Annotated in this window: 19 protein-coding genes; 6 read left to right on the top strand and 13 right to left on the bottom strand. The window is 71.3% G+C overall.

Annotated features, from left to right (window positions below; genetic code table 11):
- Nucleotides 1-95 precede the first annotated feature (95 nt).
- On the top strand, nucleotides 96-671 hold the full coding sequence (locus B5557_RS26715; protein ID WP_079661839.1) for a GtrA family protein: 576 nt from the start codon (nucleotides 96-98) through the stop codon (nucleotides 669-671).
- Between the two features lie 18 nt (nucleotides 672-689).
- Here the strand turns inward: B5557_RS26715 and B5557_RS26710 are convergent, their stop codons facing one another.
- Nucleotides 690-1,964, bottom strand: a complete 1,275-nt coding sequence (locus B5557_RS26710) for an ATP-binding protein (RefSeq protein ID WP_079661838.1) — start codon at nucleotides 1,962-1,964, stop codon at nucleotides 690-692.
- A 116-nt stretch (nucleotides 1,965-2,080) separates the two neighbouring features.
- Nucleotides 2,081-2,758, bottom strand: coding sequence for a response regulator transcription factor (locus tag B5557_RS26705; protein ID WP_079661837.1), 678 nt, complete (start codon nucleotides 2,756-2,758; stop codon nucleotides 2,081-2,083).
- 526 nt (nucleotides 2,759-3,284) lie between these two features.
- On the opposite strand from B5557_RS26705, the gene B5557_RS26700 reads away from it, so the two are divergent.
- Nucleotides 3,285-4,781, top strand: a complete 1,497-nt coding sequence (locus B5557_RS26700) for an oligopeptide:H+ symporter (RefSeq protein WP_079661836.1) — start codon at nucleotides 3,285-3,287, stop codon at nucleotides 4,779-4,781.
- Between the two features lie 72 nt (nucleotides 4,782-4,853).
- Here B5557_RS26700 and B5557_RS26695 read toward each other — a convergent pair whose 3' ends face one another.
- The 6 genes from B5557_RS26695 to B5557_RS26670 form a co-directional block, all read right to left on the bottom strand.
- On the bottom strand, nucleotides 4,854-6,128 hold the full coding sequence (locus tag B5557_RS26695) for a hypothetical protein (protein ID WP_079665020.1): 1,275 nt from the start codon (nucleotides 6,126-6,128) through the stop codon (nucleotides 4,854-4,856).
- 83 nt (nucleotides 6,129-6,211) lie between these two features.
- Nucleotides 6,212-7,414 carry a hypothetical protein gene (locus tag B5557_RS26690; RefSeq protein WP_443031274.1) on the bottom strand — a complete coding sequence of 401 codons (1,203 nt, stop codon included), beginning with the start codon at nucleotides 7,412-7,414 and terminating at the stop codon, nucleotides 6,212-6,214.
- Nucleotides 7,415-7,472: 58 nt separating this feature from the next.
- Nucleotides 7,473-8,309 (bottom strand): COG1470 family protein, encoded by an 837-nt coding sequence (locus tag B5557_RS26685; RefSeq protein ID WP_079661835.1) that lies wholly within the window; start codon nucleotides 8,307-8,309, stop codon nucleotides 7,473-7,475.
- 30 nt (nucleotides 8,310-8,339) lie between these two features.
- Nucleotides 8,340-9,017, bottom strand: coding sequence for an LPXTG cell wall anchor domain-containing protein (locus B5557_RS26680; protein ID WP_079661834.1), 678 nt, complete (start codon nucleotides 9,015-9,017; stop codon nucleotides 8,340-8,342).
- A gap of 281 nt (nucleotides 9,018-9,298) precedes the next feature.
- Nucleotides 9,299-9,910, bottom strand: coding sequence for an ATP-binding protein (locus B5557_RS26675; protein WP_079661833.1), 612 nt, complete (start codon nucleotides 9,908-9,910; stop codon nucleotides 9,299-9,301).
- Nucleotides 9,911-10,125: 215 nt separating this feature from the next.
- On the bottom strand, nucleotides 10,126-10,500 hold the full coding sequence (locus B5557_RS26670; protein ID WP_079661832.1) for an STAS domain-containing protein: 375 nt from the start codon (nucleotides 10,498-10,500) through the stop codon (nucleotides 10,126-10,128).
- Nucleotides 10,501-10,739: 239 nt separating this feature from the next.
- Here B5557_RS26670 and B5557_RS26665 point away from each other — a divergent pair, with 239 nt between their 5' ends.
- The 3 genes from B5557_RS26665 to B5557_RS26655 all read left to right on the top strand — a co-directional run bounded on the left by B5557_RS26665 (nucleotide 10,740) and on the right by B5557_RS26655 (nucleotide 12,759).
- Nucleotides 10,740-11,675, top strand: coding sequence for an RNA polymerase sigma factor SigF (locus tag B5557_RS26665; RefSeq protein WP_079661831.1), 936 nt, complete (start codon nucleotides 10,740-10,742; stop codon nucleotides 11,673-11,675).
- A gap of 89 nt (nucleotides 11,676-11,764) precedes the next feature.
- A complete protein-coding gene (locus tag B5557_RS26660; RefSeq protein ID WP_269460183.1) occupies nucleotides 11,765-12,544 on the top strand; it encodes a DUF5753 domain-containing protein in 780 nt (259 codons plus the stop codon).
- Nucleotides 12,545-12,552: 8 nt separating this feature from the next.
- On the top strand, nucleotides 12,553-12,759 hold the full coding sequence (locus B5557_RS26655) for a DUF397 domain-containing protein (RefSeq protein WP_079661830.1): 207 nt from the start codon (nucleotides 12,553-12,555) through the stop codon (nucleotides 12,757-12,759).
- Nucleotide 12,760: 1 nt separating this feature from the next.
- Here B5557_RS26655 and B5557_RS26650 read toward each other — a convergent pair whose 3' ends face one another.
- On the bottom strand, nucleotides 12,761-13,276 hold the full coding sequence (locus B5557_RS26650; RefSeq protein ID WP_079661829.1) for a DUF6584 family protein: 516 nt from the start codon (nucleotides 13,274-13,276) through the stop codon (nucleotides 12,761-12,763).
- Nucleotides 13,277-13,445: 169 nt separating this feature from the next.
- Between B5557_RS26650 and B5557_RS26645 the strand changes: the two genes are divergently transcribed.
- On the top strand, nucleotides 13,446-14,435 hold the full coding sequence (locus B5557_RS26645) for a DMT family transporter (RefSeq protein ID WP_231976044.1): 990 nt from the start codon (nucleotides 13,446-13,448) through the stop codon (nucleotides 14,433-14,435).
- Here the strand turns inward: B5557_RS26645 and hutI are convergent.
- The 4 genes from hutI to hutU form a co-directional block, all read right to left on the bottom strand.
- Nucleotides 14,375-15,562: an imidazolonepropionase gene (hutI, locus tag B5557_RS26640; protein ID WP_079661827.1), complete on the bottom strand. Its 1,188-nt coding sequence runs from the start codon at nucleotides 15,560-15,562 to the stop codon at nucleotides 14,375-14,377. The two genes, B5557_RS26645 and hutI, sit on opposite strands and share 61 nt — an antisense overlap.
- Before the next feature lie 47 nt (nucleotides 15,563-15,609).
- A complete protein-coding gene (locus tag B5557_RS26635) occupies nucleotides 15,610-16,983 on the bottom strand; it encodes a formimidoylglutamate deiminase (protein WP_079661826.1) in 1,374 nt (457 codons plus the stop codon).
- Nucleotides 16,980-18,188: an allantoate amidohydrolase gene (locus B5557_RS26630; RefSeq protein ID WP_231976476.1), complete on the bottom strand. Its 1,209-nt coding sequence runs from the start codon at nucleotides 18,186-18,188 to the stop codon at nucleotides 16,980-16,982. Before B5557_RS26630 ends, B5557_RS26635 begins: the two co-directional genes overlap by 4 nt.
- A 95-nt stretch (nucleotides 18,189-18,283) precedes the next feature.
- A complete protein-coding gene (hutU, locus tag B5557_RS26625) occupies nucleotides 18,284-19,948 on the bottom strand; it encodes a urocanate hydratase (RefSeq protein ID WP_079661824.1) in 1,665 nt (554 codons plus the stop codon).
- Between the last annotated feature and the right edge of the window lie 137 nt (nucleotides 19,949-20,085).

The following is a 20,085-nucleotide window of genomic DNA, read 5'->3' as shown; positions in this document are numbered from 1 at the left end:
ACCGGCTCGTGAGCCGTACCACAGGAAACCGGCAAGAGTGGTGGTTAGCATGGCGGGGTTGACGAAATCGAACCCGAACGGGGGCCTGTCCGACCATGCCGCATGGTTCCTCGGGGCTGAAGAGGCTCTTCCGTGAGCTCGCGAAGTTCGGAGCCGTGGGCGGTGCGGGGCTGCTGGTCAACCTCGGCGTGTTCAACCTCGTGCGGCATCTCACCGATCTGCAGGTGGTGCGGGCGAGCGTCATAGCCACCGTCGTGTCGATCGTCTTCAACTACGTCGGGTTCCGCTACTTCACCTACCGTGACCGCGACAAGAGCGGGCGTACGAAGGAACTGACGCTGTTCCTGCTGTTCAGCATGGTGGGACTGGTGATCGAGAACGGCTTGCTGTTCGCGGCGACGTACGGGTTCGGGTGGGACAGCCCACTGCAGAGCAACGTGTCCAAGTTCGTCGGGATCGGGATCGCGACGCTGTTCCGGTTCTGGTCCTACCGGACGTGGGTGTTCCGGGCGCTGCCCGCGAAGGAGGCGGTGGCCGGCGCGGAGTCGTTCCTCGCGGCGGCGGAACAGACCAGGCCCAGGCCACCGGAGCCGCAGGCCCCGGCCACAGCCCCCGCCCCGGCTGCGGCCACCGCTGCGGCTTCAGCCACGGCCGCGCAGCGGATGCGCTGAGCGACGGCCTGAAAATCCCTACCTGACCGTCGGTTCCTCGTCGTCCGTGGTGCGTTTCTGCGGGGCCGTGCGGGACAGGAACAGGCCGAAGACCGGGGGCTGGGCCTGGAGCATCTCCAGGCGGCCGCCGTCGGCCTCCGCGAGGTCGCGGGCCACGGCCAGGCCGATGCCCGTGGAGTTGCGGCCGCTGATGGCCCGCTCGAAGATGCGGGCACCCAGATCGGCGGGGACGCCGGGGCCCTCGTCCGTCACCTCGACCACGGACTGGTTGCCGGTGACGCGGGTGCGCAGGGCCACCGTGCCGCCGCCGTGCATCAGGGAGTTCTCAATCAGCGCGGCCAGCACCTGGGCGACCGCGCCGGGCGTGCCCACCGCCCGCAGATGGCGCTTGCCGGAGCTGACGATGGCCCGGCCCACCCCGCGGTAGGCGGGGCGCCACTCGGCGAGCTGCTGCTGGATGACCTCGTCGAGGTCGAAGGTGACCGCCGAGCCGGTGCGCGGGTCCCGGGCGTTGGTCAGGAGACGCTCCACGACGTCCGTCAGGCGCTCCACCTGTGTCAACGCGATGGTCGCCTCCTCCTTCACGGTGTCCGGGTCGTCGGTGAGGGTGATCTCCTCCAGGCGCATGGAGAGGGCGGTGAGGGGGGTGCGCAGCTGGTGGGAGGCGTCCGCCGCGAGCCGGCGTTCGGCGGTGAGCATGCGGGCGATGCGTTCCGCGGAGGAGTCGAGGACGTCGGCGACCCGGTCCAGCTCCGGGACGCCGTACCGCTTGTGGCGGGGGCGCGGGTCGCCCGAGCCCAGGCGTTCCGCGGTCTCGGCGAGGTCGGTCAGGGGGGAGGCGAGGCGGTTGGCCTGGCGGATGGCCAGCAGCACGGCGGCGATCACCGCGAGCAGCGCCACCAGGCCGATGATCAGCAAAGTCCGGCCGACCTCCCGGGTCACCGTGGAGCGGGGCTCCTGGACCAGGACGGTCTCGCCCTCCTCGCCGTCGGCCGTCGACCTGATGACGTCGCCCTCGGGCTTGGCCCCTACCTGGATGACCGGTCGGCCAGGGATCCGGATCTCGGCGTAACGGTCCTGTGTGACCTGGTCGCGCAGTATCTCGGCGGTGATGTTCTCCGAGCCGACCAGCCGGCTGTCCACGATGCTGGCCAACCGCAGCGCCTCAGAGTCCACCCGCTCCTGGGCGCTGTTGCTGATCGTGCGGGTCTCGACGAGGACGAGGGAGACCCCGAAGACGGCGATGACGACAAGCACGACAGCAAGAGTGGACTGAATGAGACGGCGACGCACAAGGCCCTCCGGGCGGTGACGTTACGAGATGGGTATGGGCAACCCACCCAGGGGCGCGGGGAACTGCGCGAGAAGCCCCACCGGCCCGCACCCGACAACGCGACCCGCGGCAGCGCTCAGCTTTTTTCGAAGCGGAAGCCCACACCCCGCACCGTGGCGATGTAGCGAGGATTCGCCGCGTCGTCGCCGAGCTTCTTGCGCAGCCAGGAGATGTGCATGTCGAGCGTCTTGGTCGACGACCACCACGTGGTGTCCCAGACCTCCCGCATCAGCTGGTCGCGGGTGACGACCCGACCCGCGTCGCGGACGAGGACCCGCAGGAGGTCGAACTCCTTGGCCGTCAGCTGGAGTTCCTCGTCGCCCATCCACGCACGGTGGGACTCGACGTCGATGCGCACGCCGTGGGTGGCGGGCGGCTGCTGCGGCTCGGACGCGCCGCGCCGCAGCAGGGCCCGGACGCGGGCGAGGAGCTCGGCGAGCCGGAAGGGCTTGGTGACGTAGTCGTCGGCGCCCGCGTCCAGACCGACGACGGTGTCCACCTCGTCGGCGCGCGCGGTGAGGATGAGGATCGGAATGGCGTGGCCCTCGGAGCGCAGCCGGCGGGCCACCTCCAGGCCGTCCATGCCGGGCAGGCCGAGGTCCAGCACGACCAGGTCGATACCGCCCTGCATTCCGGCGTCGAGTGCGGTGGGGCCGTCCTCACGCACCTCGACCTCGTAGCCTTCCCGGCGCAGGGCGCGGGCCAGCGGCTCCGAGATGGACGCGTCGTCCTCGGCGAGCAGTACACGGGTCATGAGCTGATGGTAGTCCGCGCGGGGCGGCCGTCGAAGTGTGATCGCCCGCACTGTCTCTTACCTACGGACATGCCGGACAGGCGGGGTGCGGAGCGGTCACCACCCTCTCAGCGATCTTGGTACGTACCTACGGTCGAGGGATGGCATGCTGGTACATACCTTCGAATCACGGCTCACGGTTCCTTGATCACCTGTGATCCGTGTCTCAAGTCCTTCCATATCCGGCGTTGTGCTGTCGTATGGTGAAAGAACGCCTGTAGTACGCAAATGACCTTTGGCGGTCGGCTTGACGCTGAGGGTCCCTTTTGTGTGCGGGCCGGTTCGCGCCGGCCTTGAAAGGAACGACCTGTGGCCGGGCCCCCGACTTGAGGGGGCGTGGATCCCGGTGGTCGCCGTCCGCCGTTTCCGAGACCCGGAGCGGGATCCCCCCGGGCGTAGGGGTGGACGACGTGTCCGCCGGTGCCGGCCGCCCCCCACCGGGCGCGCACCGCCGCTGTGCAGCGCGTCCCGAGCAGCAAGGAACGACATGGCGTCCAGCCTGACGAAGGACTCGGTCCGCCCGGGCACCCCCGGCTCCGGGAAGACCTTCTTCGGCCACCCCCGCGGACTGGCCACCCTCTTCATGACCGAGATGTGGGAACGGTTCTCCTACTACGGCATGAGGGCCCTGCTCCCGCTGTACCTGGTCGCCCCCGGCGGCCTGCACCTCAGCGCGGCGACCGCGACGGCGATCTACTCGGTCTACCTGTCGCTCGTGTACCTGCTCGCCCTGCCCGGCGGCTGGTTCGCGGACCGTGTGCTCGGCCCCCGCAAGACGGTCGCGGTCGCGGGCGCGGTCATCATGCTCGGCCACCTCACCCTCGCGCTGCCGAACGCCGGCACCTTCTACGCGGGCCTCGGTCTGGTCGCCATCGGCTCCGGCCTGCTCAAGGCCAACATCTCCACGATGGTCGGCCACCTCTACGAGGGCCCCGACGACCCGCGCCGTGACGGTGGCTTCACGCTCTTCTACATCGGCATCAACGCGGGCGCGTTCGCCGCGCCGCTGGTCATCGGCACCATCGGCGAGAACGTCAACTGGCACCTGGGCTTCGCGCTCGCCGCGCTCGGCATGGCGCTGGGCCTGGCGCAGTTCCTGCTGGGCAGCCGCCACCTGAGCTCCCGCTCGGACGTCGTGCCGACCCCGCTGTCCGCGCAGGAGAAGGCGGCCACGCTGCGCAAGGCCGCGTTCTGGGCGGCCGTCGCGATCGTCTTCTACGCCGTCGTCGGCGTCTCCGGCGTCTACACGCTGAACTGGCTGCTCGTCCCGATCACCGTCGCCGGCCTGGTCATCCCGGTCGTCGTCATCGCCCGGATGAAGCGGGACAAGGAACTGGACCGCGCCGAGCAGTCCAAGCTGACCGCGTACATCTGGTTCTTCGTGGCCGCGGCCGTGTTCTGGATGATCTACGACCAGGGCGGCTCGACGGTCTCCCTGTTCGCCGAGTCCTCCGCGGACAACAGCGTCTTCGGCTGGGACTTCCCGGTCTCCTGGTACCAGTCGGTCAACCCGGTCATGATCATGGCGCTGGCCCCGCTCTTCGCCTGGGCCTGGCTGGCGCTGGCGCGGCGCGGCAAGGAGCCGAGCACCGCGACGAAGTTCGCGATGGGTCTGGCGCTGATCGGCGCGTCCTTCTTCCTCTTCCTGGCCCCGCTGTCGATCGCCGAGGGCGGTCACAAGGCGGCCGCGCTGTGGCTGGCGGCGATCTACTTCGTCCAGACCGTCGGTGAGCTGACCGTCTCCCCGGTCGGTCTGTCGGTCACCACGAAGATGGCTCCCGCGAAGTACGCCTCGCAGATGATGGGCGTCTGGTTCCTGGCCGTCACCGCCGGTGACGCCACGACCGGCCTGCTGTCCATCGCCGGCGTCGACCTCAACAAGACGGGCATCGTGGCCCTGGAGGCCGTGCTCGCCGTCATCGCCGGTGCGGCGGTGTGGATGTACCGCAAGAAGGTCAAGGAACTCATGGGCGACGTGCACTGACGTCCGCCACGAGCGAGGAGGGCCGCCGCATCCATCGGGTGCGGCGGCCCTCCTCGTTGTGACTCGGGTCGCTCAGCGCAGCCGCCGCCGTCCCGGCATGAACGTGAAGACCGCGCCGCCCAGCAGGATCGCCGTGCCCGCCACCAGGCCCAGGGCCTTCAGGGCGCCGTGGTCGCCGGAGCCCGTTTCCGCGAGGCCGCCGCTGGTCGACGTGCTGCCGCCCGAGGACGAGCCGCTGCCGCCGGACGCCCCGCTCGCCTGTTCCGCGGTGTTCAGGGTCAGGGAGACGGCCGTGCTGTCCGGGGTGCACGTGGTCTTGGTGCCCATGGCCTCGATCACCAGGACGCCCGGGGAGAGCGTGGACTCACCGGTCGCGCCGGGCTTGTAGGTGCCCTTGAGGTCCGGGATCTCGATCGGGGAGTTCTGCGGAATCGGCGCCGGGTTCAGCGGCCCCTCCACCTTCACCGAGCCCGTGTCCGCGCCGCCGAGCACGATCTGCATGGTCGGCTTCACCTTGCCGGCCGGGATGTCGATCGGGCTGTCCATCACCGACTTCTTGAACTGCACGGTGAGGTCGTAACTCCCGTTGTTCTTCTTGGCGTTGATCTGGATGGGCGAGGTCGCCTTCTTCTGCCCGATGGGCGAGGCGCAGGTGTAGGGGATGTCGACGACCTTGCCGGTGAAGTCGGTCCGGCCGTCGTCACCGCCGGTCGGGGACGACGACGGGGAGGTGCTGGGCGAGCTGGACGCGCTCGACGACGGCGACCCGCTCGGGCTCTGGCTCTGCGACGGGCTCTGGCTCTGCGACGGGGAGGTGCTCGACGAGGGCGAGCCCGAACTCCCCTGCCCCGCCGTCACCGTGATGGTCACCGCCGGCTGGACCGCCTCCGTCGGCGCACAGTTGGTGTTCGTCCCCAGTGCGTTGACGACGTACGCGTCCGGCGTCAGCGTCACCTGCCCCGCCGCCGTCAGTTTCAGCGTGCCCTTCATGTCGGACAGCGTCATCGCGCCGCCCTTGGGGATCGCCGGGTTCTCGCGGGGCCCCTGCAGCGCGATGTCCGCGGTCTGCGCGCCGGACGCCTTGAGGGTGCCGGACGGCTGGACCGAGTTCGCGGGCAGGTCGATGATGTCGGGGTTCTTCGACGCGGCCTGCGTGAACTTCCACACGATGTCGACGGTGTCGCCGACCTTCGCCGTGGCCGGCGCGGTGATGTCGACCTTGGTGGTGCCGTTGACGTCGGGCAGGCCTATGCCCGAGGGCGGCACGCACTTGGTGGCGTAGGACACCTCGGCGGCCTGCGCCTGCCCGGCGGTCACGCCCAGCAGGACGGCCGCCCCGGTGAGCATGACGGCGACACCGGCCGCCGCCGCCCGCTTGCGCACGGGCACGTGATCAGGCGCATGCTCTGGTGGTGGTACGGCTCTCTCGCTCAACTCGTTGCCTTCCCTCCGGGAGTCGTGGGAGTCGTAGGACCCGTGGGAGTCGTAGGACCCGTGGGAGTCGTAGGACCCGTGGGAGTCGTAGGACCCGTGGGAGTCATAGGACCCGTAGGAGTCGTAGGACTCGTGCGTCGTCGTTCTTCGTGCGGTGCGGAGAGCCGGCCCGCCGGGTCCGGACCGGTGTCCGGGGTGAACCACGGCAGGGTCACGGTCGAGGAGAGCGGCGCGGACTCCGCGGCCGAGGAGGCCGGGGCGAGGGCCTTCGTCCCGGTCCGGCGCCACGGGGTGCGCGGCGGCCGTCCGGCGCGGGCGGGGCGGCGGGCGGCGTGCCGCGGTCGCACCCGGTCCACCACCGCCATCCCGATGCGGAACAGCGCCGCCGGCACCACCACGCAGAGCAGGATCCAGAACAGGGTCACGCCCCAGGGCCTGCCCACGCCCCACGGCTGCTCGGCGAGGACCTTGCCGCCGTACTTCAGGGAGACCGTGTAGTCGCCGTGGGCGCCGGCGGCGAGTTCGACGGGCAGTTCGACACGGGCCTTCCCACCGGGGTCGATCGTGCCGCGCCACTGCCGCTCGTCCCACTGCGGGGCGAACACCCCGTGGACGGTGCCGACCTGGAACACCGGGTTCTCGACAGGTGCGGTGCCGACGTTGCCGACGGTGAAGACCAGCGTGCGGGCGGGCGGCGCCCCGAACCAGGTCAGCAGACCGCCGGAGCCGTCGAGCCGGGTGTCGGTGAGCACGGACAGACGTCCGCCCGAGGTCGCCGCGGGCAGCGGTCGGACCGGGTGACCGGCCACCTGGAACACCGCGTCGGCCTGCGCTTTCTCGCCCGTCGCGGTGGCCACGTGCACCACACAGGGGCAGGGCGCCGGCGGCTCGGCCACCGGCAGGGCCCGGCTGAAGCGGCCGTCGGCGTCGGTGGTGGCGGCGCGGCCGTCGGCGTTGGCGCAGGAGTTGGTGCCGCCGACCACGCCCCGGGCGGGTGTCGCCTGCCCGCAGACCAGCAGCATCAGCAGCGTGCGCGCACGCCAGCCGCTGCCGCTGACGGTGATCGAACCGCCGGTCCCCGCCTGGGACTTGGAGAGGGTGACGGTCGGCCCGCCGGCCGCCGCGGCGGTGTCGGCCAGGGACAGCGGACCCAGGAAGAGGAGCAACAGCGGGAGCAGGAACAGAAGCAGGGCCGACACCGGCGCCGTGCTCCGCGGCTCGCCTCTCACGTCTCCCCCATCTCCCCCATCTCTCACGTCAGCGCTCCCTCCGGATCGGCTTGCGTCGTCGTACGACCACGACGGCCGCACCGGTCGCACCGGCCGCCGCGACCGACAGCGCGCCGGCTGCCGTTCCCGGGGGCACGAACCGCGCCGACGCCCGCCCGGTGGCCTGCCCCGCGCCGGGCGCGGTGACCGTCAGGCGGACGGTGACGGCGTCCAGGGCCGGGCGGTCGGGCCACGGCTCGTCGAGAGCGAGACGGCGGCCCGGCGCCAGTTGGACGGGCAGGGTGCGCGAGGGACGGTCCAGGACGGCGCCGAGGACACCGTCCGCGTGGACGGCGAGCCGTGGGACGAGGGCCGTGGTACCCCGGTTGACCAGCTCGTACGTGATGCGGTCGCCGCGCACGGCCACGCGTTCGACGGTCAGCGCGGACAGCTCGGGTCCGCCGACCCGGATCAGCAGCCGGACGGTGGCCTCGCGGCCGGCCGCGTCCCGTACGACGATCTCGCCGGCGCGGTCGCCGGGCTCCGCGTCCACCGGGACCGTCACCGTGAAGGGCACCTCGGCGCGGGTGCGGGCGGGGACGGTGGGGGCTGCGTCGGCGAAGACGACCCCCGGACCAGCCCCGGCACCGGTGGCGTGCAGCCGTACGGTGAGCGGCTCGGTGCCCCGGTTGGTCACGGAGACCGTGTCCTGGAGCACCGTCCCGGGCGCGCCCTCCGCGTAGAAGGACGGCCGTCCGCCGCCGGAGGGCGCGACCGACCAGCCGCGGGGCGTGGCGGCCGGTGTGCCGGCAGGCGTCATGGCCGGCGTGGCGGCGAGCAGCAGCGGCAGGGTCAGGAGCAGGGCTCGGGCGGGCGCGTACGGCATCAACGGCTCCAGCACTCGTACGAGGGGCGGTCAGCGGCGGACGCGTGCCGTCTGGCCTCGCCGGGTCAGCCACAGGACGCCCGCCGCGCCCGCGAGCAGCACCGTGCCGCCGAGGGTGCCGAGGGCGATCGCGGAGTCCTCGGGGCCGGTCTGCGGAAGGTCGTCGCCGGAGCCGCCGTCGCTCTTGGCGCCGCCGCCCGCCGCCGTCACGTCGAGGGTGAGGGACGGCCCGGGGCTGTTGCGGGGCGTGCAGGTGGTGATCGTGCCGAGCGCCCTGATGGTGAGCACGCCGGGCGTGAAGGTGACCTTGCCGGTCTCCTTCGGGGTGTACGTGCCGCTCAGATCGCTGATCTTGATGGGGGTGTTCTCGGGGATCGCGGCCTCGTTGGCGGGGCCGGTGACGTTCAGGGTGCCGCTGTCGGCGCCGCCCAGCTTGATCGTGGCGCTCGGCTTCATCGAGCCCGCGCCGAGTTCGACGGGGCTGGAGGACACGCCCTTCTGCCAGGACATGGTGATCTTGTAGCCGGTGCCGCTCTTGACGCCCTTGATGTCGATCGGTGAGACGGCGTTCTTGTCGCCGATGGGCGTCTTGCAGCCGTAGTTGACGTTCACGACCTCGGCCACGGCCACCGGGGCGGCCATCCACACCGCCGAGCCGGCCAGGGCCGCGGCCGTCGCGAGCGCGGCGGTTCGCTTCCGGTTCGACACGGTCCCGTCCCCTCACTCCCACCGCCCCGCCCTTACTGACGAGGCATCAGATTGAGCCGTCAAGGTACGCCCGGGGCGATGAGGAGGGAAGAGAAGGTGCGCGCCGGAGTTGTGGGGATCCGGCGCACGGGTTCAGGGGGTTCCGAGGACGTCGGGAACGCCCCGGCGACGCAGCGCTTCGGGGACGACGACCGTCCCGTAGGGGCGCCGATGCTGTTCCCGGAGAGCCTTCCGCTGATTGAACCGGCGTCGGCGCACACGGCGTTGCGCCGGGCGGGCGGTCAGGCCGGGGCGCCCAGTTCCGCCCAGACCGTCTTGCCCGCGATGCCCGGGGCCCGTACGACGCCCCAGTCCAGGCAGAGGCGCTGGACGATGAACATGCCGTGTCCGCCGGGGCGGCCCGCGCGGTGCGGGGTGCGCGGGGCGGGCTGGCCCGTGCCGCGGTCGGAGACCTCGACGCGGATCACCTTGTTGTCGCAGCCGAGGACCATCCGGTCCGGTCCCTCGGCGTGCAGACACGCGTTGGTGACCAGTTCGGAGACGACGAGCAGCACGTCCTCCGCGGCGGCCCGCTGGTCGGCGGTGGCGGCCGGCAGCCAGCCCCACGCGTACAGCGCCTGGCGGGCGAAGTCGCGGGCGAGCGGGACGACCCCGCTGGCGTCGTCGAAGCTCAGCCGGCGCACCTGGCGGCTGCCCGAGGCGCCGGACGACCCCGACACCCCGGAGGACCCGGACGCTCCCGAGGACCCGGAGGGCCCGGAGGACGCCGAGGACCCGGAGGACGCCCCGGACGATCCCTCCGCCTCGGCTGCCGCGCCCCCTTCGGACGACCCGGAAGCGCCGCTGGGCTCCGGCCCGCGGTCGCCCGGCGAGTAAGGCCGGGTGGTGCTCATCAGCGCTTCACCTCACCGATTCCCCGATTAACCGGTTCACAATTCAAGAGTCGGATCTCTACAAACTCTGTACGTGGGTAGTACGTAGGCCGACGGCGTTCGCGTCGACCTTGCCGCCGACATGTTCAGGTCCAGGGTGTCTCCTGCCCGGGGGAACCGGCGGAACACCCCCCGTTCCCACCCGTTCGCACCCTTTCCCCGGCGGGCGGCGAAGTTCAGCCGTCGTCGGCCAGAGCCGCCTCGACGGTGGCGTGCACGGTGAACACCGCGTCCGCGCCGGTGATCTCGAAGACCCGCGCCACCACGGGCAGCATCCCCGCGAGATGGACCCCGCCACCGGCCGCCTCCGCCTTCAGACGTGCTCCGAGCAGCACGTTCAGTCCCGTGGAGTCGCAGAACTCCAGGCGGGCGCAGTCCACCACCAGCCGGTTGTGCCCCCGGGCGAGGCAGTCTTCGAGTGGCTCACGCAACAGATCGGCGGTGTGGTGATCCAACTCACCCGCCGGGGTCACGACGGCACTGGAGCCCTCATCCCGCACCTCGACCAGAAGCCGGCCCGACTGTGCGCTGCCGACCGTCCCGCGGTCCATGCCGTCTCTTCTCCTGGGGTCGTGAACTGCTTGCTGACGCCCTCGAACCCTACGCCTTCGACCCGCACCTCAACACCCGAACAATCACCCACAAACGGACACAATCGCACAAAAGCCACTTGCGATCGGCCGAGTAAAGCGGGTAGGGCTAGTAGGAACACGTAACCGACACGGCCGGCTTTGGAGGCGCCGCACACCGTAGTGCGCTCACTGGCTTCGGCAGCCATACGCCGAGAACGATGGAGGACATCATGTCACCCCGGCTCGACGCACCGCATACCCGCGGAGCGACGTCGACACCCCCTCCGGATCAGGAACATCTGGAACCCATCGCCCAGAACACGGCGCTGGACGTCGACCCCACCGACGCCCTCGCCGGACTTCCGGAGATCCCCCCGTACGACGAGGTCGGCCCCGTCGACGCACGGGCCCTGTCAAAGACCCTGTTCGCGCGGCTCGAGTCCCTCGAGGAGGGCACGCACGAATACTCGTACGTACGCAACACCCTCGTCGAACTGAACCTCGCGCTGGTCAAGTTCGCCGCCTCCCGGTTCCGCTCCCGCAGTGAGCCGATGGAGGACATCATCCAGGTCGGCACCATCGGCCTGATCAAGGCGATCGACCGCTTCGAGCTCTCGCGCGGCGTCGAGTTCCCGACCTTCGCGATGCCAACCATCATCGGCGAGATCAAGCGCTTCTTCCGCGACACCTCGTGGTCGGTACGCGTCCCGCGCCGGCTCCAGGAGCTCCGGCTCGACCTGGCCAAGGCGGGCGACGAACTGGCCCAGAAGCTCGACCGCGCGCCCACCGTCGCGGAGTTGGCCGAGCGCCTCGACCTCTCGCGGGAGGAGGTCGTCGAGGGCATGGCGGCGTCGAACGCGTACACGGCCTCGTCGCTCGACGCGCAGCCGGAGGAGGACGACGCGGAAGGCGCGCTCGCCGACCGCATCGGCTACGAGGACCACGGACTCGAAGGCATCGAGTACGTCGAGTCGTTGAAGCCGCTGATCGCCGAACTCCCGCCCCGCGACCGGCAGATCCTCTCTCTCCGCTTCGTCGCCGGCCTGACCCAGTCGGAGATCGGCGAGGAACTCGGCATCTCCCAGATGCACGTGTCCCGCCTGCTGTCCCGCACCCTGGTGCGCCTGCGCAAGGGCCTGACCCTGGAGGAATGACGGTCTGACGGTGGAGGAGCAAGGCTCTGACTGCGGCTGAAGGAATGAGGCCTTCCCGGGGGCTCCGGCCCCCGGGGGCTCCGGCACCGGTGTCAGAACCCTTCGTCGAACAAACCCCAGGCGTCGGTGACCTGGCAGGAGCGGTCGAGCCAGACACCCAGCTCGTCCATGTCGGCGCAGGAGAGAACGCGCTCGCGGACGGAGTTGGGGATGTCGACCTGCCGCCACCTGAGGTTACGCAGAACGGTCTCCGCCCGACCGACCGTACACGGGGCTGGTGGGAGCAGTACCGGGGTCGGCTGCCCGCGTCGTTCCTCGACATCGCCGAGCTGGAGCACCATGCGACGCACCGGCGCGACGTGGAGTCCCTGAACATCCCCGGCCTGCTCCAGACGGAGGCCTACGCACACGCCGTCTTCTCGTACCGAGTGCCTGAACTCCCGCACACGGACACCGAACTGCGGGTCGAGCACCGGATGCGACGGCGAGCTGTCATCGAAGGTCCCGCGGCCATCCCCTACGAGGCGGTGATCCACGAGGCCGCACTGCGCATCAGGGTCGGCGACCGGGCAGCCGCACGCGCCCAGCTCACCCGCGTCCTGGAAATCTCCGACGCAGACCACGTCACCGTACGGGTCGTCCCCTTCGACCTCGACAGCTTCGCAGGGGCGTGGAGCACGATGATGTACGCGGGCGGTGCCCTGCCCAAACTGGACACAGTCGTACGCGACGCACCCCACGGCACGGGGTTCGTCGACTCCGAAGCCCAACTCGCAGCGTTTCGAACGCTCTTCCGTAAAGTGGAGGCCGCGTCACTCGATCCCGAACGCTCGCGTGACCTCATCCACCGACTCGCGAAGGAACTGTGAGGCGCAGCATGACCGCTCCCGACACTTGGCAGAAGTCGTCCTTCTCCGGCGGCGGCGACGGCAACAACTGCATCGAACTCGCCTCCACCCCCACCACCCTCCACCTCCGCGAATCCGACGACCCCACCACCATCCTCACCACCACCCACACCCCCCTCACCCACCTCCTGCACGCCATACGCACCCGTTCACTGCCCGGCCGCCCCCTCGGCTGAGTCAGTCGAAGAGAGCGACGAGTCCGTTCACCCAGATCGCGAAAAACGCGAGGGCCGTCACCAGGCATCCGGCCCCTGCCAGGAAATCGACGAACTTGCTTCCCCTGCTGTCTGCCTTTCCGCTGGACGGCCCAGACGGCACCGTGTCCCAGTCGACAGGGCGTCCCATGGCCTCGGAGCAGTCCACTCGCACTGCTGCCAGTTGCTCTCTGGCGAAAGCCGAATCGGCAAGCGACTCGGGGCCCCGCCAGGCAAGTGCCTGCATGCGCTTCGGAGCTGTGTCGTACCTCGCCTCGAAGGCGGAGGTCTCGGCTGCGTCGCGGTCCTCTTCGAGGTACATCCAGCGACCCGCTTCCGCGGGCTCTCCGTACAGTCGGTACACGTCCGCCAGTCGGCGGCGAAGCGTCAGGTCGTCCGGGAAGGACGACACCAGCCCACGCAGGCGCTGGCGCGCGACGGGGACCCGGCCGGCGGCCAGGTCCCCGTCAACTCGGGCAAGGGTGTCTCTCAGCGGCATATGCGCATGATCGGGTAAGGCGACGACCGCCGTCGACCTGGTTCGGTCGCGACCCCTGTCCTCATCGTGAAAACCCGTTGGCCGGATTCCTCCCGCTGACTACTCTGGCCCGGCCCTCTGACCAGCAGAGCCGCTGGGCCAGTCACGTCGTCCGTCCGTGAGGAGCCCCGTGGCCCACTCCCCCGCTGCGTCCGCCGTCCCGTCCCGGCTCGCCGATGTTCCCGTTCTGTTGGTCGCCGTCGTGTGGGGGTCCAGTTATCTCGCGGCGAAGGGGGTCACGACCTCTGGCACCGTGCTGGCCGTGCTGGTGCTGCGGTTCGCTGTGGTGTTGCCGGTGCTGGTCGTGGCGGGGTGGCGGCGGCTGCGGGCGTTGAGCGGCACGCAATGGCGTGGGGCCGTGGGGTTGGGGGTGATCCTGGCCGGGATCTTTGTGCTGGAGACGTACGGGGTCGTGCACACCTCCGCGACCAACGCGGGGCTGATCATCAGTCTGACCATGGTGTTCACGCCGCTCGCGGAGAGCGGGGTGCGGAGGGTGCGGCTGCCGGGGGCCTTCCTCGCGGCGGCCGGGCTGTCGGTGCTCGGCGTGGCGCTGCTGACGCAGGGGGCCGGGTTCACCGCGCCCTCCGGCGGCGATCTGCTGATGCTGGGGGCCGCCGTCGCGCGGACCGTGCACGTGCTGGCCATGGCCCGCATGGAGTCGGTGCGCGGGGCCGACGCGTTGTCGCTGACGACCGTCCAACTGGGCGGTGCGGTGGCCGTGTTCGCGGTGCTGGTGGCGGTGCCGGGGACGGGCGCGTCGCCGTGGGCCGCCGCCGCGGACTTCGACGCCGGGGACTGGCTCGGTCTGGTCTATCTCTCCGCGTTCTGCACGCTGTTCGCGTTCTTCGTGCAGATGTGGGCGGTCCGCCGTACGTCACCGTCCCGGGTCAGTCTGCTGTTGGGCACCGAGCCGGTGTGGGCGGCGGCCGTCGGCATCGCGCTCGCCGGGGACCGGCCGGGATGGCTCGGCTACGTGGGCGCGGTGCTCGTGCTCGTCGGCACCGGGTGGGGGCGGACGGTCGCGGACCGGGGGCGGGGATCGGGGGCGGTCCCTGCTCAGACGACTCGTCGGCCGCGCCGCCATACCCCCGACACCAGTGGCACGCCCGGGCGGTAGGCCAGGTGGACGTGGCTCGGGGCGTCCAGCAGGGTCAGGTCGGCGTACGCGCCCGGGGTCACGCGGCCCACGTCCGTGCGACGCAGGGCCGCCGCGCCGCCCGCCGTCGCCGACCACACCGCCTCGTCCGGCGTCATCCGCATGTCCCGGACGGCGAGCGCGACGCAGAACGGCACGGACGAGGTGAAGGACGAGCCCGGGTTGCAGTCCGTGGAGAGGGCGACGGTGACGCCCGCGTCCAGCAGGCGGCGGGCATTCGGCCACTCCGCTCGCGTGGAGAACTCCGCGCCGGGCAGGAGCGTGGCGACCGTGCTCCCGTTCGCCAGCGCGTCCACGTCCGCGTCGGTGAGATGGGTGCAGTGGTCGGCGCTGGCCGCGTCCAGCTCGACCGCCAACTGCACGCCGGGGCCGTAGGAGAGCTGGTTGGCGTGGATGCGGGGGTGCAGGCCCTTGGCCTTGCCGGCGGTGAGGATCGCGCGGGCCTGGTCGCCGTCGAACGCGCCCTTCTCGCAGAACACGTCGATCCAGCGGGCGTGCGGGGCGCAGGCGTCGAGCATCTCGCCGGTGACGAGGGCTACGTATGCGGCCGGGTCGTCGGCGTAGTCGGGGGAGACGATGTGCGCGCCGAGGTACGTCACCTCGTCGGTGTGCTTCGCCGCGAGGCGCAGGGCGCGGGCCTCGTCGGCGACGGTGAGGCCGTAGCCGGACTTGGTCTCGAAGGTGGTGGTGCCCTGACGGAGGGCCTCGGCGAGGAAACGGACGACGTTCGCTTCGAGTTCCTCGTCGCTCGCCGCTCGCGTCGCCGCGACCGTCGTGCGGATGCCGCCCGCCGTGTAACCGCGGCCCGACATGCGGGCGTTGAACTCCTGCGTGCGGTCGCCCGCGAAGACCAGGTGGGAGTGGGAGTCGACGAAGCCCGGGAGCACCGCCCGGCGGCCCGCGTCGACCCGATTGTCAGTGGCGGGTGCTTTGCTTGATTCACCGGTCCACGCGACGCGGTCGCCGTCGATGACGACGGCCGCGTCCTGGATCAGTCCGAGAGGGGAGCCGTCTCCGAGGGAGGGGTCGTTGGTGACCAGCGTGGCGATGTTGGTGATGACGGTGGTCGTGCCGGTGCTGCTGCTCATCGTCGTGTCCTCGGTCGTGTCCTCGTGGGGGCGGGGTCCTGTGGTCGCTACGCGCGCAGGGCTGCCACGGCCCGCGCGAGGGCCTGCGGCACGTCCGGTACGAGCGTGTGCGCCCCGTCGCGTACGACGTGACGTCCGGCGACGACCGTATGCCGTACGTCCGCCGCGGTCGCCGCGAATACGGCCGTCTCGGCGCCGAGCCTGGGCACCGGGCCGGCCGTCCTGACCGAGTCGAGGGCGATCGTCGTGAAGTCGGCGGCCGAACCGACCTCCAGGCTGCCCGTGTCCGGGTTGCCGAGGGCGGCGTGGCCGTCGGCGGAGGCGGCGCGCAGCAGGGCGGCCGCCGTCCAGTGACCGCGGGTGCGGGTGCGCAGCCGCTCGTTCAGCTCCATCGCGCGCGCCTCTTCGAGCAGGTCGATGACGGCGTGGCTGTCGGAGCCGAGGGAGAGGGGCGAGCCCGCGGCCTGGAGGGCGACGGCCGGGCCGATGCCGTCGGCGAGGTCGCGTTCGGTCGTCGGGCACATGCAGGTGCCGGTGCCGGTGCGGCCGAGGAGGGCGATGTCCTCGTCGGTGAGGTGGGTGTTGTGCACGCCGGTGGTGCGCGGGCCGAGGACGCCGTGGTCGGCGAGGAGCTGGGTGGGCGTGCGGCCGTGCGCGGCGCGGCAGGCGTCGTTCTCGGCGGTCTGCTCGGACAGGTGCACATGCAGCGGCGCCCGGCGCTCCTCCGCCCAGCGCGCCACGGTTGCCAACTGGTCGGCGGGCACGGCCCGTACGGAGTGGACGGCCGCCCCGATCCTCGCGTGATCCCGTTCCTTGAGAAGTGAACAGCGTTCGGCCCAGGCGTCCGCGTCGCCGTCGGAGAAGCGGAGCTGGTGGGCGTTGGGCGGCTGTCCGAAGCCGGAGGAAAGGTAGGCGGTGTCGAGGAGGGTGATGCGGATGCCGGCTTCGGCGGCGGCCTCGATCAGGGCCTCGCCCATGGCGTTGGGGTCGGCGTACGGGGCGCCGCCGGGGGCGTGGTGCAGATAGTGGAACTCGCCGACGGCCGTGATGCCGGCCAGCGCCATCTCGGCGTACACGGCGCGAGCCAGCTGGTGGTAGGTCTCCGGGGTCAGCCGGTCGGCGACCGAGTACATGACCTCGCGCCAGGTCCAGAAGGTGCCGGAGCCGACCTGGACGGTGCCGCGCAGGGCACGGTGGAAGGCGTGGCTGTGGGTGTTCGCCAGGCCCGGAAGGGTCAGCCCGCGCAGGATCTCGGCGCCGGGCGGCGGGGAGTCGACGCCCGTGCGGACGTCGGTGATGCGGCCGCCCGTCCCCGCGCCTGAGCCGCTCGTCGACACCGTGAGGGCGACGCCCGGCTCGACGTTCGTGTCGAGCCAGGCATGCTCCAGCCAGTACGTCCGTGTCCGCTGCGTGGGGGTCACCGGCAGGCCAGTCCTTCCAGTACGTCGGCGAGGGCGTGCACCCCGGCCACGCAGTCGTCCTCGGCGGCGAACTCGGCCGGGGAGTGCGAGACGCCCGTGGGGTTGCGCACGAACAGCATGGCGGTCGGCACGGTCCCGGAGAGGATCCCGGCGTCGTGTCCGGCGCCGGTGCCGAGGACGGGGACCGTGAGGTCGGTGTCCTTGTCCTTGCCGAGGATGCGGGCGAGTTCGTCGCGCAGGGCGTGGTCGAACTCGACGACGGGCGTGAACGACTCACGGACGACGTCGAGATCGACGCCCTGGGCGACAGCGTACTCACGGGCGGCCTGCTCGATGCCCGTGACCACTGTGTCGAGGGTGGCCTGGTCGGCGGCGCGGGAGTCGAGCCAGCCGCGCACCAGGGAGGGGATGGCGTTGACTCCGTTGGGCTCGACGGAGATCTTGCCGAAGGTGGCTACGGCGCCCGCGAGCCGGGCCTCGCGGCGGGCGGCGAGGACCGTCTCCGCGTACGACAGCATCGGGTCGCGGCGGTCCACGAGGCGGGTGGTGCCGGCGTGGTTGGCCTCGCCCCGGAAGTCGAACCGCCAGCGCCCGTGCGGCCAGATGGCGCTGGCGATGCCCACCTGGTCCCCGCTCAGGTCGAGGGCACGGCCCTGCTCGACGTGCAGCTCGACGAACGCGCCGATGCGGGCGAGCCGCTCCGGGTCCGCGCCGATGGCGTCGGGGTCGTACCCGGCGGCCTCCATGGCCCGCGGGAGAGTGACCCCGTCGCCGTCGGTGAGCCGGTGCGCCTGCTCGACGGTGAGCTGCCCGGCGGCGAGCCGGGAGCCGACGCAGGCGAGCCCGAAGCGGGCGCCCTCCTCGTCGCCGAAGTTGACCAGGGCGAGGGGCTTGGTGAACGTGACGCCCCGCGCGCGGAGTTCGTCGAGCGCGGCGAAGGAGGACACGACACCGAGGGGCCCGTCGAAGGCGCCGCCGTCCGGCACGGAGTCGAGATGCGACCCGGTGACGACGGCATCCCCGGCGCGCGGATCCCCGAGCCAGGCCCACTGGTTCCCGTTCCGGTCGATCTCGTACGCCAGCCCCCGCCCCTCGGCCTGCTCCTTGAACCAGGCCCGGCACTCGGCATCGGCGGCCGTCCAGGCAAACCGCCGATAGCCCTGAGAGTCGTGATGCCGCCCGATGGGAAGCAGCTCACGCCACATCTCGTGGAAGGAGCCACCACCCGCCGGCCCCTCGCTCGGCGACGAGAGCCCAGCCCCCGCCGGAGAGTTGCCGTTCCGCCCATCTCCCGGAAGGGTCACGCGTCGTCACCCTCGCGCATCGGTACCCGCACGCCCCGCTCATCGGCGGCCGTCTCGGCGATGTCGTAGCCGGCGTCGACGTGCCGGATGACGCCCATGCCGGGGTCGTTGGTCAGCACGCGGCGCAGCTTCTCACCGGCGAGCTTCGTGCCGTCCGCCACGGACACCTGGCCGGCGTGGATGGAACGGCCCATGCCGACGCCGCCGCCGTGGTGGATGGAGACCCAGGAGGCGCCCGAGGCGACGTTCACCATCGCGTTCAGGAGCGGCCAGTCGGCGATCGCGTCGGAGCCGTCGAGCATGGCCTCGGTCTCGCGGTACGGGGAGGCGACGGAGCCGGAGTCGAGGTGGTCGCGGCCGATGGCGAGGGGGGCGGCGAGTTCACCGGACGCCACCATGTCGTTGAAGCGCTCGCCCGCCTTGTCGCGCTCGCCGTAGCCGAGCCAGCAGATGCGGGCAGGAAGGCCCTGGAAGTGGACCCGCTCGCCGGCCATCTTGATCCAGCGGTGCAGCGACTCGTTCTCGGGGAAGAGGTCGAGGATCGCCTTGTCCGTCTTGTGGATGTCGGAGGCCTCGCCGGACAGCGCGGCCCAGCGGAAGGGGCCCTTGCCCTCGCAGAACAGCGGGCGGATGTAGGCGGGCACGAAGCCGGGGAAGGCGAACGCGCGGTCGTATCCGGCGAGTTGGGCCTCGCCGCGGATGGAGTTGCCGTAGTCGAAGACCTCCGCGCCGGCGTCCATGAAGCCGACCATGGCCTCGACGTGCCGGGCCATCGACTCGCGGGCCCGGGTCGTGAAACCGGCCGGGTCCTTCGCCGCGTACGACGCCATGTCGTCGAAGTCCACCCCGACCGGCAGGTACGACAGCGGGTCGTGGGCCGACGTCTGGTCGGTGACGATGTCGATGGGGGCGCCCTCGGCGAGCATGCGCGGCAGCAGTTCCGCCGCGTTGCCGAGGAGGCCGATGGAGAGCGGGCGGCGGGCGTCGCGGGCCTCGACGGCGAGTTGGAGGGCGTGCTCCAGGCTGTCGGCCCGCACGTCGAGGTAGCGGTGCTCGATGCGGCGTTCGATGGCGCGCGGGTCGACGTCGATACAGATCGCGACGCCGTCGTTCATCGTCACGGCGAGCGGCTGGGCGCCGCCCATGCCGCCGAGGCCGGCGGTCAGGGTGATGGTGCCGGCGAGCGTGCCGCCGAACTTCTTCGCGGCGACGGCGGCGAAGGTCTCGTAGGTGCCCTGGAGGATGCCCTGGGTGCCGATGTAGATCCACGACCCGGCGGTCATCTGGCCGTACATCGTCAGGCCGAGCTGTTCCAGCCTGCGGAACTCCTCCCAGTTGGCCCAGTCGCCGACGAGGTTGGAGTTGGCGATGAGGACGCGCGGGGCCCACTCGTGGGTCTGCATGACGCCGACGGGCCGGCCGGACTGGACGAGCATGGTCTCGTCCTGCTTCAGGGTCCGCAGCGTGCGCACCATCGCGTCGAACGAGCGCCAGTCACGGGCCGCCTTGCCCGTGCCGCCGTAGACGACGAGCTTGTCGGGGTGTTCGGCGACCTCGGGGTCGAGGTTGTTCTGCAGCATGCGCAGGGCGGCCTCCTGCTGCCATCCCAGGGCGCTCAGTTCCGTACCGCGCGGTGCTCGTACGGGGCGGGGTCCTGACATGGTCGGCCTCCTTGCGGATGGGTGATCCCGGCGGGCTGTTGCTGTTGTTATTCACATCCTGACTTGCTGAATAGAGCTAGTCAATAGGGAGAACGGCGGGGAGCCGGTGGGGAGGACGACGGGGAGAAGGGGGCGCG

The sequence above is a fragment of the Streptomyces sp. 3214.6 genome (assembly GCF_900129855.1).
In the GTDB taxonomy this organism is placed as follows: Bacteria; Actinomycetota; Actinomycetes; order Streptomycetales; family Streptomycetaceae; genus Streptomyces; species Streptomyces soliscabiei.
The sequence above is the reverse complement of the archived record's forward strand: the minus strand, read 5'-3'. Positions and strand labels throughout refer to the sequence as shown.